Source organism: Fuerstiella marisgermanici (assembly GCF_001983935.1).
In the GTDB taxonomy this organism is placed as follows: Bacteria; Planctomycetota; Planctomycetia; order Planctomycetales; family Planctomycetaceae; genus Fuerstiella; species Fuerstiella marisgermanici.
Window position 1 is genome coordinate 5,833,616 of record NZ_CP017641.1, and the last position, 15,610, is coordinate 5,849,225.

At 56.2% G+C, this 15,610-nt stretch carries 16 protein-coding genes; 13 read left to right on the plus strand and 3 right to left on the minus strand.

The features are described from left to right. Positions 1 to 2 precede the first annotated feature (2 nt). Positions 3 to 2,150 (minus strand): type II secretion system protein GspD, encoded by a 2,148-nt coding sequence (locus tag Fuma_RS21845; RefSeq protein WP_077025992.1) that lies wholly within the window; start codon positions 2,148 to 2,150, stop codon positions 3 to 5. Between the two features lie 291 nt (positions 2,151 to 2,441). On the opposite strand from Fuma_RS21845, the gene Fuma_RS21850 reads away from it, so the two are divergent. From Fuma_RS21850 to Fuma_RS21895, 10 genes are all read left to right on the plus strand, one after another. Continuing rightward, complete coding sequence (locus Fuma_RS21850; protein ID WP_077025993.1) at positions 2,442 to 2,843, plus strand: response regulator; 402 nt, start codon at positions 2,442 to 2,444, stop codon at positions 2,841 to 2,843. 24 nt (positions 2,844 to 2,867) lie between these two features. Then, positions 2,868 to 4,547: a GspE/PulE family protein gene (locus Fuma_RS21855; protein ID WP_077025994.1), complete on the plus strand. Its 1,680-nt coding sequence runs from the start codon at positions 2,868 to 2,870 to the stop codon at positions 4,545 to 4,547. 5 nt (positions 4,548 to 4,552) lie between these two features. Next, positions 4,553 to 5,701 (plus strand): type II secretion system F family protein, encoded by a 1,149-nt coding sequence (locus tag Fuma_RS21860; protein ID WP_077025995.1) that lies wholly within the window; start codon positions 4,553 to 4,555, stop codon positions 5,699 to 5,701. Positions 5,702 to 5,905: 204 nt separating this feature from the next. Beyond that, on the plus strand, positions 5,906 to 6,253 hold the full coding sequence (locus Fuma_RS21865; RefSeq protein WP_077025996.1) for a competence type IV pilus major pilin ComGC: 348 nt from the start codon (positions 5,906 to 5,908) through the stop codon (positions 6,251 to 6,253). Between the two features lie 18 nt (positions 6,254 to 6,271). Beyond that, positions 6,272 to 6,733 (plus strand): prepilin-type N-terminal cleavage/methylation domain-containing protein, encoded by a 462-nt coding sequence (locus Fuma_RS21870; RefSeq protein WP_077025997.1) that lies wholly within the window; start codon positions 6,272 to 6,274, stop codon positions 6,731 to 6,733. Positions 6,734 to 6,755: 22 nt separating this feature from the next. Continuing rightward, complete coding sequence (locus Fuma_RS21875; RefSeq protein ID WP_077025998.1) at positions 6,756 to 7,181, plus strand: hypothetical protein; 426 nt, start codon at positions 6,756 to 6,758, stop codon at positions 7,179 to 7,181. Further along, the gene (locus tag Fuma_RS21880) at positions 7,178 to 7,792 is read left to right on the plus strand and encodes a PilW family protein (RefSeq protein WP_077025999.1); all 615 of its coding nucleotides are present in this window, start codon (positions 7,178 to 7,180) and stop codon (positions 7,790 to 7,792) included. The genes Fuma_RS21875 and Fuma_RS21880 overlap by 4 nt, the downstream gene beginning before the upstream one ends. A gap of 10 nt (positions 7,793 to 7,802) precedes the next feature. Then, on the plus strand, positions 7,803 to 8,324 hold the full coding sequence (locus Fuma_RS21885; RefSeq protein WP_077026000.1) for a hypothetical protein: 522 nt from the start codon (positions 7,803 to 7,805) through the stop codon (positions 8,322 to 8,324). Between the two features lie 4 nt (positions 8,325 to 8,328). Continuing rightward, complete coding sequence (locus tag Fuma_RS21890; RefSeq protein WP_077026001.1) at positions 8,329 to 9,906, plus strand: hypothetical protein; 1,578 nt, start codon at positions 8,329 to 8,331, stop codon at positions 9,904 to 9,906. Continuing rightward, complete coding sequence (locus tag Fuma_RS21895) at positions 9,899 to 10,537, plus strand: hypothetical protein (protein ID WP_077026002.1); 639 nt, start codon at positions 9,899 to 9,901, stop codon at positions 10,535 to 10,537. The genes Fuma_RS21890 and Fuma_RS21895 overlap by 8 nt, the downstream gene beginning before the upstream one ends. A 32-nt stretch (positions 10,538 to 10,569) precedes the next feature. Here the strand turns inward: Fuma_RS21895 and Fuma_RS21900 are convergent, their stop codons facing one another. After that, positions 10,570 to 11,034 carry a DTW domain-containing protein gene (locus tag Fuma_RS21900; protein ID WP_077026003.1) on the minus strand — a complete coding sequence of 155 codons (465 nt, stop codon included), beginning with the start codon at positions 11,032 to 11,034 and terminating at the stop codon, positions 10,570 to 10,572. Between the two features lie 350 nt (positions 11,035 to 11,384). Beyond that, complete coding sequence (locus Fuma_RS35600) at positions 11,385 to 11,561, minus strand: hypothetical protein (protein WP_169929131.1); 177 nt, start codon at positions 11,559 to 11,561, stop codon at positions 11,385 to 11,387. Between the two features lie 380 nt (positions 11,562 to 11,941). On the opposite strand from Fuma_RS35600, the gene Fuma_RS21905 reads away from it, so the two are divergent. The 3 genes from Fuma_RS21905 (at position 11,942) to rplX (ending at position 15,255) form a co-directional block, all read left to right on the plus strand. Then, the gene (locus tag Fuma_RS21905; RefSeq protein ID WP_077026004.1) at positions 11,942 to 13,549 is read left to right on the plus strand and encodes an NAD-dependent epimerase/dehydratase family protein; all 1,608 of its coding nucleotides are present in this window, start codon (positions 11,942 to 11,944) and stop codon (positions 13,547 to 13,549) included. Positions 13,550 to 13,825: 276 nt separating this feature from the next. Further along, entirely contained in the window at positions 13,826 to 14,743 is a 918-nt protein-coding gene (argF, locus tag Fuma_RS21910) for an ornithine carbamoyltransferase (protein WP_077026005.1), read from the plus strand. Positions 14,744 to 14,919: 176 nt separating this feature from the next. Beyond that, entirely contained in the window at positions 14,920 to 15,255 is a 336-nt protein-coding gene (rplX, locus tag Fuma_RS21915; protein WP_077026006.1) for a 50S ribosomal protein L24, read from the plus strand. Positions 15,256 to 15,610 lie beyond the last annotated feature (355 nt).

Below are 15,610 nucleotides of genomic sequence, written 5' to 3' on the forward strand. Positions count from 1 at the left end.
GTCTACTTCCGACGGCGATTCACGTACGGCTCACGCAGCGAACGCATCCAGTCCGGCCATTGGCTGGACGACTTTATTACTGGTCGTGCCGGTCTGGCGTCGGCGTCCGGTACAGCTTCCTGTTGAACCACTTCTGCCTTCACCTGCGTCACGCCGGAATCCTGCTGAATCGCCAGGAACTCCTGCCAGCGGCGGTCCGTACCGGAGGACGAATTCTGAATCGGAAACGGCTGTTCCAATGCGTCATCTGGCTGCGGGATCGTGGAAGAATCGAACGATTGCTGTGGGCTCGGCTGCAGTTGAGAAGGCTTTGTCGTGCCTCCGTCGACGGGTGCATTAAACGGAGGCAGATGAATTTCCGGTGGCTCGGGGTTGGCAATTATCGCGTGATCGTCTTGCCGCGTTGCCGGCGGCCGAGCGATTCGTGGCCGAGGGTAATGATAGGGACAGTGTGGATCGTTGCAGGACGGAATGACGGGCACGTCAGACGGCCAATTCAGCCGCGACAGTGCCTGATGAGCTGCACACAACCCGGCCGCATTCCGATCTGTGCCGACTTCCGTTGGCGTCGTGATTTCCGGCCGTAGAAACACCATCAGCTCGCTCTCACGTACCGTTGTGGTGTGTGAACGAAAAAGCTTTCCGAATCGTTTCATATGCATGAGTTTCGGAATGCCGGTCACGTTTTCGACCTCTGTCCTCTGCCGCAGCCCCCCGATCACAATCGTTTGACGATCTGCGATTCGGACCGTTGTCGTCGCTTCCCGGCTGTCGATGATCGGCTGACCTTCTGAAAAGCCAGACAACACGCTGAACGTGGGACTGACCTGCAACGTGATTGTTCCGTCGGCACCAATTTGCGGAGTGACAGTGAGCGTTACGCCCGCATCGCGGAAGCTGGTCGTGCCGATCTGGCCACCAGCTTCAGTTTGGGTGAGTTGCTGAATCGGGATCTCAGTGACAATCCGAATCGATGCTTCTTCACGGTCAAGGACTGTGACAGATGGGTCGGCCAACAGACGAGCTCCGTCAGTCTGGTCCAGTGCGGTGATCACGGTGCTGAGGTCAAAGTGCCGACTTAGCGTCATCAACCGGGCGGCTCCCAAAGTTGTGGTTGACGCGGTTGAATCCACCGCAGCATCAGTCGCTGCTCCGACCGCGTTGCCGATTGTGAAGGCGCCGTCTGTGGGATCGGTGAACGGACCAAATTTGCCGCCAAAAACCTGCTGAGGGTTGCCGGCTGCGTCAAAGCCGCCCTTCATATTGTGAGTCCAGTTGACCCCCAGTTTTTCGAGTTCCGAGACATTGACGTCGTAAATCAAAGCCGTGATTCGCACCTGTTCGCGGGGTTGATCGAGTTCCGCAAAAATACGCCGCGCCAGTTGAATGCCTTCCGGCCGGTCGACGATCGCGATCCGGTTTTCCTGTTCAATGACAACCACGCGAGCATCCGGCCCCAGAAACGATTCGAAGGCTTCCTGCAGCGATGTTGCCTGAGTGTACTTCGGAGAAAAATAGGCAATGGATTCTTCCTGCCCCGCCGATGGCAGCAAAGCCATCCCCTGCGGCTGTGGCAGCACGGGATTGAGAACGATCTGTTCGTCAGAGTTCGGACCGGCGTGAGTCTTGGATGACCGCACAGAGTCGATGAACGTGCGAACTTTTTCAATATTTTCCGGGTAGTCGCTGACCATCAGTGAATCGACGGAACGCACCACCTGCAGTTTCCCCTGCGGCGAAAGGAACATCTGAGCGGCTTCAACAATATCGTCGGCCTGACTGCCGGGCAGAGGAATTGCGACCGTTTTCAACATGGCGTTGGTGTCGCCGAGTTCATCCAGCGTCATCACAATGAGACTCTGTCCTCGCGGGCGATAGCCGTAGCCATTGGCCAGCAACAATGAATCCAACACTTCACGCAACGTGACGTCGCGAAACACACCGTTAACATCACCGGCGATGTCTTTCCCGAACAACAGATTCACGCCCCACGTTTCGCTTATCGTAAACAGCGCGTCCGAAAGACTCATGTCACGAACCGTCAGACTGCCGCGTTTTGAAAGCAGTTCTTCATAGCCGGCAGGCGCGTTCGCTTTGGCCACCTGTTGCTGGCCAAAGGCTGGCAGTGGCAGCGCACAGACGATCCACATCACCGCGCATCGCGCGATGCGTGCGCCTGATGTCTTTGAGGATCTTCCACTCGTACGCATTTACCCCTCCCTGGAAACACGGTCACGATCCAACGCGCGATTGCGTCGGCAAACCGAGGCCCTTCGTCAGGATCGACTTCTGGCTTGAGAAACTGCATGGGGTCTTCCACGTAGTTGGAAGGATTGCCCCTGCGAGAGGCCGTTGCATACGCCAGAGTTTACGAAACGCATCATTCCGTTGCGTCCGTCATATCACGTTTACTCTGCCGTGAAGCATCAGGATCATACATCATGGACTACGAACGTCCGCGCCTTCTGCTGGTGCAGCACAATCAGCAAACGGCGGATATCACCAGCTTTCGTTTGCAGCTGCTCGGCTATGACGTCGTGTCGCTCAAACGTGGCGAAGACGTTCCTCAATCGGTCGAACTGCAGTTGCCGGACTTGCTGCTGGTCGAAAGCCGACTGCCTGGCATCGACGGTTTCGAAGTCACCAGTCGTCTGCGAGCCAACGAACGCACGGCTGCGATTCCGGTTCTAATCTGTTCACCGGATTCCAGTCGCGAATCCGTACGCAACGCGTTTTCAGCCGGCGCTGACGACTATCTGATCATGCCGTTCGATCCGGCCACACTGGAAAACAAAGTGGAATCGCTGCTGGCCAATGGCCGAGTCGTCGCGGTTCAGGAATAAACTCAACACAGAAAACGCAGCAACATGGCCGGACGATTGGGCGACATCCTGGTGAACCAGGGACACCTCGACGAATCTCAACTGGATGAGATCCTCTCGAAAGGTGGCGGCGGACGGCTGGGCGAACGGCTGCTAACCAGCGGCCTAGTCAACACCGCGCAACTCGGTTCGGCATTGTCTGAACAATTTGACGTCGAATACCGGACGCTCACGCCGCAGACGATCAAACCGCAAATCATTCAATTAATCCCGGAATCATTCTCGCGGAAGAACCTGGTCGTGCCGCTGGAGGTTGCTCAGGAACGACTGACGCTGGCAATGGAATGCCCGGACGACATCGAAACGATTTCCGAAGTGGAAATGATGACCGGCTATTCCATCGAACCCGTGGTCTCAATGGCTTCCGATGTGACAGCCGCTATCGACTTCGGATTTGACGATCGCCTTGTCGCTCGGCAAACCGTCGTCGACCTGCAACTCGCCGACTTGCGGGAAAAGTCGGACGAACTTGTCGACGATGCCGCAATCGCCGAAGAAGACGAATCCGCTCCGGTGGTGCGACTGGTGCAGGCCATTCTGACCGGGGCAATCAACGCCGGCACCAGCGACATTCACCTGGAACCGCATAATCCGGAAATGCGAGTTCGCTATCGAATCGACGGCGAACTGCAGCAGGTGATGACGATTCCGAACCACATTGAAGATGCCATGGTGGCTCGCATCAAGATCATGGCCGACATGGACACCACCGAAAACCGCCGCCCGCAGGATGGCAAGCTGTCCGTGACAGAAAACGGCAAGCGCGTCGGCTTTCGCGTGAGTTCCGTGCCTACGATTGACGGCGAAAAAGTGGTCATGCGACTGCTGGACGAAGGCGGCAACGTATTTGCGATGGACACCATCGGCTTTTCGGATTCTGATCGGCAGCGAGTCGACACGATGCTGGAAAAGCCTCACGGCATGATCGTCGTGACGGGCCCCACCGGTTCGGGCAAGTCAACCACGATGTACGCCATGCTGCGACAGCTGAATTCTGTCGCACGCAATATTGTCACCGTCGAAGATCCCGTCGAATACCGACTGGACGGTATCAATCAGGTGCAGTCAAACAGTGAATATGGAATCGGTTTCGCCAACGCATTGAAGTTTATTATGCGTCAGGATCCGGACGTGATCATGGTGGGCGAAATTCGAGACCACGAAACAGCGACCACCAGCATCCAGGCCGCTTTGACGGGTCATCTGCTGATCAGCACGCTGCACACTAACGATGCAGTTGGTTCCATCACGCGGCTAAACGATTTGGGAATTGACTCATTCAAAATCGGAGGCGCTTTGCTGGGGAGTATGGCTCAACGACTGGTCCGAGGCATCTGCCCAAACTGTCGGGTCCCCGACGAACCGAGCCCAAGTTTGATTGAGAAAACCTTCGGCCGCGTCGGGCTTCCCGTGACCGCGCCGATGTTTCGAGGGGCAGGGTGCGACCGCTGTCTGGGCACGGGTTACCACGGGCGCCTGCCAATCCATGAAGTGATGGTCATCACGCCTCGTATGACGGAAGCCATCGAAAACGGGCTGCCACATACAAAGCTGCGCGAAGTCGCTTTGGAGGAAGGCATGCATGACCTTGTGCATTCCGGCCTGCAACTGGTGCTGGACGGCAGGACGACGCTGGAAGAAGTTTACTACAAAACAAGCAGCTAAGAACCATGTCCACGATTCTCACCACAAAACCTCAAGCCCGTTCACTTCTGGCCAGCGTTCGCGACAAACTTCATAGCGTCAAGTTTGGGGATGATGTCCGCGACCCGCTAAAGTTTCACATGAAACAGCCGGTGCTGGCGAGCTTGATTCATAACATGGCGATGCTTCTGGAGAACGGCTTGTCACTCCCGAAGGCGCTGGCAACGTTGTCAGCGGAGCCTTCATTAAGAAAGTACGCATGGATACTGAACGCCGTTCGACGCAAGATCGATACCGGGGAACCGTTCAGCTCAGCACTGGCCGATTTCCCTCGAACATTTAACCGGCTGATTATCAGCCAGGTGCGAGTCGGAGAACGCAGCGGCAGCATGCCCGAAACGCTACGCCGAATCAGCGGCCAGTTCGAACGCAGCGGCGATGTGCGTCGCACAATCCTGAAGCGGCTGAGTTACCCCGCGATGATCCTGCTGGCCGGAACAGGGCTGATTATCTTCATGATGACTGTCGTGGTGCCCGAATTCGAAACCGCGTTCGCCGAATCCGGCACCGACCTGCCGCTGATCACTCAGTTCGTCAGCGGCACCAGCCGATTTTTGTATGCGTATGGATGGATGGTCGTTCTGGCGGTAGCGGGGCTGTGGGGTCTATTCTGTCAGTCGCGCAAACGGCCTCAGTTTGCCGAATTCACAGACCGCATGGCGCTGCGTATTCCGATTGTTGGCCGTTGGATTCGCGATTATGCCGTGCTTCAGTTCATCGATACTGCTGGCGTGATGATGGACTCCGGGTTTGTTCCCGTTGAAGCCATTCATGCGTCTGTAGACGGCATTAGCAATCGAGCCATGCGGAAGGTCATCGCCAAATTGACAACCGCCGTCCGCAGTGGCCAGAAACTCAGCGAAGAACTAAGCCGTCATCCAGACATGTTCCCGCCAACGATTAGCCAGCTCGTGATCGTCGGCGAACAGACCGGAAACCTGTCCCATGCGACTCACGGCGTTCGCAAGCACCTGAGGCAACAACTGGAACAGCGAGTCGATTCGGCGGTTTCGTTAATCGAACCGCTGCTTACCGTCGCGATGGCGTTTCTGATCGGTTGCGTTGTGATGGCCATCTACATGCCGATGTTCGACATGCTGAACGCAATGGAATAGTCCTTAAAAGGTCGGGGAAACCGTTATTGCGTCCGATAAATGGCGACCTAACTTTTCACTGACATGGGCAAAAGCGGATCGGCCGCTGCCGGTATCGAGCAAGCGCTCAAACACCGAATCACGCGCTCCGGAATTCGTGCCGCCAATTGGGAGCAGCACAGAGCCACGTGTTTCAGAAATCTTAGTCCGAGGGGGAATAGGAATATGTTGAAGAAGTCTCAGGCAACCCAGAAGAAACGTCGCGGTTTTTCGTTAATGGAAGTGATGTCAGCGATTGTCATCATCGCCGTCGTCGCCACCGCCAGCGTCACTGGGCTATCGGCTTTGCGCGGTAAAGCCAATGCCAAGATGGACCAAACAAACATGGCGGAACTTAACAGCAAGTGCCAGGCCTATCATCTTGAACACGGCACGTGGCCATCCGCCAACATGAAGCAACTGGCCGACAGTGGTTATGTCGAATCGGCCAACTTCACAACACCTTTTGGTGGTCGTTACACGTTTGACCGTAAGCAGTTGACCGTCGTCAATCGTTACGCTCCGACGCCATAACAGGATTGAACTCTCCTGATGAAACGGACTCCTCGCCACGGGCTGACGCTGCTGGAAGTGATTGCTGCACTGTCACTCATGGCCGCATTGGCCACGATTTCCGCCTCCGGTTTTCGAATCGCGGCGGTATCGACGGTCGAGACCGCAACGAAGGCTCAGTCATTAAGGCTTGAGCTTGCTAAAACCCGTCGACTCGCCATTAAATCGGGCGAGTCGCACGGGATTCGCTTTATTAGTGAAGGCAGCCGCATCGTGGGATTTGTGCCATATCGTCGGCGAAGCGATGGTGTGGAAGCTCGAGCCACACAACCGATTCGATTTTCTGACGGAACAGCGGTCAGCGTTTCAGAGAAGGCTGTCGAATTCGCCGCAGAAGGTAACGCCGTACAGGCTTGCCAAATCAAACTCGCTGCGGAAGCTCGCACCTGGCAAATTAGTGTCGTGCCCGTGACTGGTACGGTTGTGCTTCGGGAACTGTGATCGTTGTCCGCGATTGACCGCCATGAATATTCAGACACAACCCGGAAAACGAAACGGTTCCGCACTGCTGGACATCATCGCCGCCAGCATTGTCACGGCGCTGGTTCTGGTCCCTTCCGTCAACATCATGCGCCGCAGCATGAACGTCAATAACCGAATTGTGATTCGGCAGGAGATGGCCACGGCGTGCAGTAGTTTGCTCGAACAGCAAATGGCGGACGCCGCGCTGACGTTTCGGGCATTGAAGATCGAAGGAAGAACGTCTGTCAATACCGAGACGCTGGGATACCGAGTCATCCGATCCGACCATTCTGATTATGGCGGCATACCGAAACAGCTAATGGGCATTTCCGTCACGGTTTGGCACGACGCAAACAAAAACCGCCGCATCGACACGCAGGAATCGCGGTTCGAGCTCTACAGCAAAGTCGCCCGGACGGACTCATGAAACCACACCGCCACAAACAACTTTGCTGCAAGCGCGCTCAGCGATCCGGCCTGTCGCTGCTGGAGGTTACCATGGCGTGTTCGTTGGCAGCGTTGCTAATGACGTCCGTCGTCGGCATGCTGCACACCAGTCGGCAGGTTTGGGAACTCACTGACAACCACAGTTCGCGAATCAACTCGTTGCACGGAACGCTCAGGCACGCTTCACGAGAATTGCGATCCGCTCAATCGCTGCTGACGCTGGAATCGCGCAGCGGATATCCAGCAGTCCTCGAATTTCGCGATCGCAGCGGGCAAGTTCAGCGATGGACACACGATCCCAAAAGCGAAACCGTGATGTGCGCTCGAGGCGGCGATACGGGAGTTCTGGCCGAGCATATTCACAGCTTGAATTTTCAGGGCTATGCCGCCGACGCGAAAACTCCCGCCACACTGGCGAGCGGCATTCATTGCGTGCGTTGCACGGCCACGGTCAAACTCAAAAAGAAGAACGATGAAACCAGAACGGCAGAGTGCTGGGTCTGGCTTCGCAGTCAAGGTCAACCGAATGGATCGCCGCCAACAATCCTGCCGTCCGAGAAACTGGCCGTGCAGCCTGCGCCGGTGCGTTGACCAATCGGCAATGGCATGCGGCCATCGGCGCGGCACGGTCATGCTGATCTGCATCTTCGTCAGCGGCCTGGTGTCGCTGATGGTCCTGGGAATTTTGAATTCGCTGTCTGTTCAGGCCGACACAATGTCAGCCATCGAACAACACGAACAAGCGACGTACGTTGCTGATGCCGGCATACAGCACGTGACCAGCATCCTGAAGTTCGACCCAAAATCGCTGGGGCTGAATCCGGACATATTTGCGAAGCCGCCGACGGTCGCGTCGCCATCAAGCCCTGTCGCAGCGGTGCTGTCTAATGCAGTGCTGACGAAAGCCGTAACACAACCAACCTTGTCGAAACCGATGTCGGGAGTCCTGAAATGGACCGATGCGGGCAGCACTGTTTCGACGGGAACCCCGCGCGGCTACACCGTGAGTGTAAGCATCAACGAAAAGGGCATCGCCACCATTTCCAGTGACGGCTTCGTCGGTGACGTTCATGCGCGGCGGACCATGGTGGTGAATGATGCGTTTGGAAAGCAGGGAGGTTAGTGCGATGAGCAAGTCGTCTACCGGAGCGGTTCCGCTACGAACTGTCGCGATGGAGTTGCGGCATTCTTCCATTCACGTTGTCGTCAACGACAGAAGAGGCGCGATCCGAGCAACTCACTGCCGCACGTATCCGTGGCGTCAGCAGGCCGCTGTTCTGAATTCTGACCAGGGTCTTCAGGAACTCACGATGGCGTTTGAAAAAATCGTCAAAGCTGAAAACCTGCAGGGACAGGCCGTCCGATTTCTACTCGACGGTGAATACTGCGTGACTCGATATGTTCGCGGCACTGAACAGATTGTGAACGACCGACTGGATGAATTGGAGGCGAGGTGTTCACGATACCTGCTCTTGGGGCACGGGCGAAAACTGGCTGCTCGGCACATTCAAAAAACGGATGACGGTTCCGTGACTGGCTTACTGACCGTCGCGAACCAGAGAACTCTGGAAACACTTTCCAACGCGGCAGGCCGCACGGGTATTCAACTCACGAGTGTTACAGCGTCGATTGCCGTGATCGGGGAACTCGTCAACCGTCACTACCCAACCGATTGCAGAGCCGGTTTGTTGATCCGTCATCGACAGACGGGCGTGGACCTGGCCATCATCGACAACGGCCAGCTTCTGATGGACGTTCATCCCGTGCGCAACATGGACGACAGCGAAATCTGCTCGTACGTTGCTCACCGCATCGCACTGATGCAGCGTTTCTATCAACGCAACGCGCTTTCAAAGAACCGGCATCTGCAGAACCTGTTTTTCTGTGGCACATCTGAGGCCGCTCACCTATTGAAGGCGGCGTTCGCAGATTCCGATCTGCACGTTCACAGCATTGCGGAGCAACTGGAGCAGTCAGAGAGCAGCCTCGCTGGCGAGTCAGACGCATCGGAATACGCAGCCGTGATGGCTGAAATTTATTCTGCGGAAAACACGGCCGGCAATCATGGGCGGCCCAACCTGCTGGAGGGGCTAGACCGGCAGGTATCACGACCTCTGTGGCAGCTGCTGGCGCGGACCTTGTGGCCTGTGGCGGCGGCCGTCATTCTCGGAGTTCTGCTTAGCGGCCTCACCGCCAAAGAAAGCAGGCTTGCCGCCGTGAACCCGGAAGCCATCGCACGTCATCGCAAACTGGATCAACGGCGAAAGCACATTTTGCGAGACATCACAATGCTGCGGGATCGAGCCGCTCACTTGTCGGCGATCGATCGGCAGGTGCGACACACAGACATCAGTCGGCTGCTGACATACGTCGGCAGTTGCCTCGCCGATGACGCCGGCCTTGCCGGGATTAGCCTGCAGCATGATGGCACACTGAAGCTTCAGGGTTCGTGCCCTCAAGAGAAAGACGTGTATGACTTCGTCGACCATCTTGAAAAGCTGCCCGTCATTTTGAAGGCGTCACTGTCCGGAACCAGGTCTTCGGAAACCGGATCGGAGTCTCGCACTGAATTCAACGTCGACGCCATCGTGCGTCCCGTCAACGGCCGTGCTTCGGTGCCGCAGTACACGGACACCCAAGCAGAACAATCAGCGACGGACAAATCACGCCGTTCGGCCAATGCCAGGGAGCCCAACCATGGCTAAATCAAAATTTCATACCTTCATGAACCATTCAGCGAATCGCACCTTGCTGTTTTGCACAGCCGTGACAATTGCGATCGTTGGGGTCATGCCGCTGGCCAATGCCTGGTTTGAACAGAGTAATCGCAGGCTCGAAGCAGACACCGTGCGATCAGAAGTTGGCGAACTGGAAGTCACGGTCGAGCAACTTCAGAACATGCTGGCGGATTGCCGCAACGAAACCGGCGGGCTCGAAGCTCAAATGATTGACGCGGCCCAGGCAGAAAAATTCCGCGACCAGATCGTGGAGCTCGTGAGGACTTCCGACTGCCGGCTGCGAAACCTGACACTCGGTGAGCGGTCGCACCGCCGCTGCATGCAGGACGACAACCCCTTGTCTGATGGTGACTTCAATCGGTTTGACGACGAGGAGTACATGACGCCGTACGAATTGGAATCACAGCCACTGGAATTGGTGGTAAGTGGCAGCTTTGAAAGCATTCAGGCGTTGTTGTCGAAAACTCAGGCGCTACAGCGTTTATTCAGCACTCAGAGTCTCGAAATTCACACCGACCAATCACACTCTGAAATCACACTTCAGTGGGAATTGACACTGTTTAGTCTTGTCGACAGCCCGGACGACGAACAGGAATAAACACCGCGCTGGTGATAATTGGCCACGGTCGGCTATTCCCAGCCATTCACCTTCAGGAACTGGTCCTTCCAGTAATAGTCCTCCAGAATTCCGTCAATCGGCCGCTGCATGATTTGCAGCGCCGCGTAGACGGCTTCGACGGTGGCAAGACCACCTGTCGGGTCCTGCGACACCTTCGACACGCGCGGATACGCCGTCGCGGTTGCGGGCAATGTTCGAACCGGAACGTGCTTGTAGAACGGTTCCATTCTTGCGGCCAGCTTCCACGTGCCGTCCAAAACAAGTAATCCGGCGGCGGCGTCTTCAGACGATAGCTCTGGCCCGCCGAGTCCCAGCCGGATGTAGCCGTCCAGCGGCAAGTCCACCGGGTCGGGGAATTTCACAAAGTGAAAATCGTCTCGCCCGCGCAGCGGTTCGACAGAACATTTGCTGCGACGTTCTTTGGGATGCACCACGATGATTGTTGGCGGCGCGACTTCGAAGTCCGATGAGGCCATCCTGATTCACTTCAGAAATAACAGTGTGCACGCTGCACTCAACAAGAGCGTTGCCGCTCGACAGCTCTAAGCAGGCTTAGAACCCTAACAAAACCTGTGTGAGCCGCGACGTTTGTGGTTTCGTTTCAGGCAAGAAGTGAGGAGGAGGCGACAAATGTCGTCGACGACGAACGACGCCGCCTGAGGCGGAACCACAAGCGGCCCGGAGGGTTGCGACGACAGCAGCCGATCTGCGGCGTCAGCGCTCCTCGACGACATCTGTCGCCTCGTCACTTTTCCTTGCATCTCGACCACTGTCATCACAACGCGGCCACACAGGTTTTGTTAGGGGTTCTTAAGATTCAGCCACATCAGGCGTTCTTGATTTTTTCGATTTCCGCCTGGTAGCCGGCCACTTCTTTCTCCAGTCGCGGCACGTCGGCAGGGTCGTCAGGTTGGTTCTTGGCGGCGGAAAGCAGCGTTTGTGCCTTCTGCATCTTATTCTTAAGCGCTTCGATTTGCTTCTTTTGCTTCTTGTTCAGTGCCATGTTTGCTGTCGTTGGAGAATGGAGTGGAAGGATTGCCGGACGGCAGTTCTCAGAAGGGCCGCATGATAGCAGAAATGCGCAAATTCTGCCGACCATTGTTTCAACTCGACACGAGAGCGGCCAATCCTGCAGCTTTGTCCATTTTGCAGTGAGGTGGCGACCATTCAGCTACTGAATTGCCCTGCTACCAATCGAAAGTGACGACTATCCTGCGCAGCATCATAACCGGAAGACCGTCGGCTTCAGCTACGACGGAAGCTCGAAATCAAAGACCGTTCTCGCGGTCGCTTTTGCAACTTAGAGTTTGGCGGGTGTCGATCATCGGCCACTGCTGATCTTCCGGACAACGAGTCACAGAAATTCATTCGAAGGAATTCAGTGTGGGTACAAGAACGCCAGCTCTGAAAGACCCCGTGGGCAGTTCGCTGCGATTTCGACTGTTCGGCCATGCTGACGGAAAGGCCGTCCTGTCTCGGATGGGTGTGGACTTCGCGATCGCCAACGTCGCGCTGATTGCCGCATCACTGTGTCGCCTTGTGACCAGCCGCCAGCTTTCATCCGCGGACCCGATCGGCTCGGTCGCTCAACGCGTGAACGCCTCCTTCGCAGTCAACGCGGCGTGGTTCGGGCTGACCGCCATCGCATTGCTCGCCCTGACTGGTTTCTACCGCCCACTTCCCAGCGGCCGACTTCACGACCGACTAATCGCGGCCGCGAAAACCTGCATTGCCGGATTCGTCCTGCAGGTTCTGTTCGGCGCCCTCGCACTTGGCCGACCATTACCGGCATTGGAACTGGGCATCCCAGCCTGGGCCATGCTGTTCGGCGGACTAGCGCTGACGAGAGTTTCTCGGCGATCGTTTTCGTCGTACTTTCAATTGATTCCAAAATCTGAACACCGTGGGAACAGCCAGATCGAAAGTGTGCTGGTGGTTGGCGGAGCGGGTTACGTCGGTTCAGAACTGGTACGGCAACTGTTGAGTTCCGGATACCAGGTTCGAGTTCTCGACCTGCAGTTGTTCGGCCTCGAACCATTGGCAGACTTGCTTAACAACAAACGCCTGCAGGTTCAGAAGGGCGATTTCCGCAACATCGAACACGTTACGAAGGCACTGCGAGGCATGGACGCCGTCGTTCACCTGGCGGCCATCGTGGGTGATCCGGCCTGTGCGATTGATGAAGACACAACGATCGCGGTCAATTATCAGGCCGCTCGGATGATGGCTCAGATGGCCCGAGCGAACGGGATTTCACGCTTCGTGTTTGCGTCCACATGCAGCGTCTACGGCGCGGCGGACGGCAAAGGCGAAATCAGTGAAGGCGGAGCTTTGAATCCCGTATCGTTGTACGCCACCACGAAAATTGACGCCGAACAAGCTCTGCTGGAAACTGCGGACGACGTCTTTCAACCAACACTGCTGCGATTCGGAACGGCATACGGGTTGTCACATCGACCGCGTTTCGACCTGGTCGCAAATCTGTTTAGTGCTCAGGCCGTGACCAGCGGGAAAATTTCCGTTTTCAACGGCCACTATGCTCGCCCATTTATTCATGTGCGAGACATGGCGCGAGCCTGCCACCTGTGCCTGGAAGCTCCGCTGCGACTGGTGGGTAACGAAACGTTTAACGTAGGCGACGAAAGCCAGAACTACACGATTAGCGAACTCGGCCAAATGGTGGCTCAGCACGTGCCCGGCACGCAGGTTGAAGAATCGTCCGACGACAGCGACCCGCGCAGCTACCGCGTTTCATTCGACCGAATTCGCTCAACGCTCGGCTTTCGAGCCAGCGTTGATGTTTCTGAGGGTGTGCTCGAAATGGTAGAAGCCGTCCGCGACGGGCACGTTGGGGATTGGCGAGACCCGATTTACAGCAATTCGTTGCAGATGAAAGAATTTGGCCTGAGTGCCCTGAAATTCCCGGAACCCCAACGAAGTTCCGAACGCGACATGCCAGCGACGTCCGAGTTTTTGCGGCGAGCGGCTTAGCAAGCTGTCAAAAATCGAGATTCGCTGGCAATAGCCAGCCTCCGCCGTCTGATTTTTGAGCAACTTTGGCTTCCCGCGTGAATTTTCGAAAAAACGGGGCTCACTGAATTAGCGCGGGCCGTGTCCTAAGTTCAGAATACGTCCCCTAAGACGACACAAACACAAACCCATATCGGCTGAGATGGCTCGACGAGCTGCCTCAGTCGTTTTTGTTTTTATTCGCTTGCCGATGCGACGGCACAACGCAGAACATTGGCACCAACCGGCTGTTTTCAGATGACGCGACACCTGACATCATTGTATGACCTCAACTCCAACGAATTGCAGGAACTGCTGGCGACGGCAGCTGACCTGAAATCGAAATACAAATCCGGCGAACGCCCCCAATTGCTGCCCGGCCGCGTTCTGGCTCAACTGTTCGAAAAGCCATCCCTGCGAACTCGCAATAGCTTCGAAGCTGCTATTGTAAATTTAGGCGGAGCAGGAATTTTTCTAACGACGGCGGAAGCGGGGCTAAATGGCCGCGAATCGCTGAAGGACGTCGCCACGGTACTAAGTTCCTACAGTGACGTGATCACGATGCGGACGTTTTCTCACCAATTGATCGAGCAATTTGCGGAATTCAGCAGCTGCCCCGTCATCAATGCATTGTCCGACGAACGACATCCCTGCCAGGCTTTGACCGACCTGCTGACCATACAGGAAACGCGGGGCGAGTTGCGTGGCACTCATTTGGTGTTTGTAGGCGATGGCAACAATGTTGCGATGTCGCTGGCGATTGCTGCTGCGATGACGGGGATGAAGTTCACGCTGGCGGTTCCGGCGGGCTACGAAATGCCAGCCGCATTCCTGTCGGACCTTACGCAACGTTACCCAAAAGCCGATGTGGATCAGGTACCAGACCCCAAACAGGCAGTGACATCGGCCGATATTGTTTACACCGACGTGTGGGCCAGTATGGGACAGGAAGAAGATTCGGAACGCCGCAAGAAAGCCTTCGGGGCCTTCCAAGTGAATGCCGATCTAATGAAACTAGCGCCTTCAGACGCAAAATTCATGCACGATTTACCTGCCAAACGGGGGCTTGAGGTCACTGACGAGGTGATGGACGGAGGACAAAGCATCGTCTACCAGCAGGCCGAAAACCGCATGCACATCGCTCGCGGACTGTTTGCATGGCTGCTGGTAAAATAAGACGGACACCATGACGGCTCAGACGTTCCATTGCCGGGAAGCCGGGAAAACATTGGCAATGCTGGCTTGATTCCGAAAGCTAAAGTCGTCATCCTTCCCCGCTTCGGATTTTTTTGTGAGCCGCCTGATGGCTCATTCTTGCTTAGATTACACCACAAGTTACGAGAGTTTCGGAAATGAAGATCCGCAAAGGTGATACGGTAGAAGTCGTCGCCGGAGATGACGCAGGCACGCGCGGAACCGTTCTTTCCGTTGACCTGAAGAAGGGCAAAATCGTCGTTGAGGGCGTCCATAAGGTGTACAAGCACGTACGACGCGGACATCCTAAGAGCCCACAGGGCGGTCGTCTGCACATGGAATTGCCTATCGACGCTTCCAATTGCCAGCTGATCTGCCCCGAAACGAACAAGCCGACTCGCGTTGGCGTTCGCTTCACGGAAGACGGCACCAAGGAGCTGTTCGCCAAACGCAGCGGTGCACGTCTGCGACAACTGGCCGCTCCCAAAAAATAGTCGGACAGTCCCGACGGGCGGTTGGCGTGACGTTACGGTGAACTCTGATGAGCTAAATTCGCCGGCCTTGCGCGCTGGCCGCCAGAGATAACGACTCCGTAAACCAGCTCTCAAGAACCACCGTTTAGCATGGTTGGCTTCTGACACCGCCGAGCGGAATCGCCAATAGCGACGCAGCTTGAGACCCAGGCAGTCACAAATTTAGTGGTGAGTAAACCGCAGACATACCTGACAGAGCAACCTCGGTCCAAGTTACTCCGCCTTAGCAACGCGAGCTTCAGCCACGCTGTAGCCGCCACTCCTCCCAGCAACCAACGAGACCACCGCAGGCGGTTCAGCCCACAAACGTCATCCG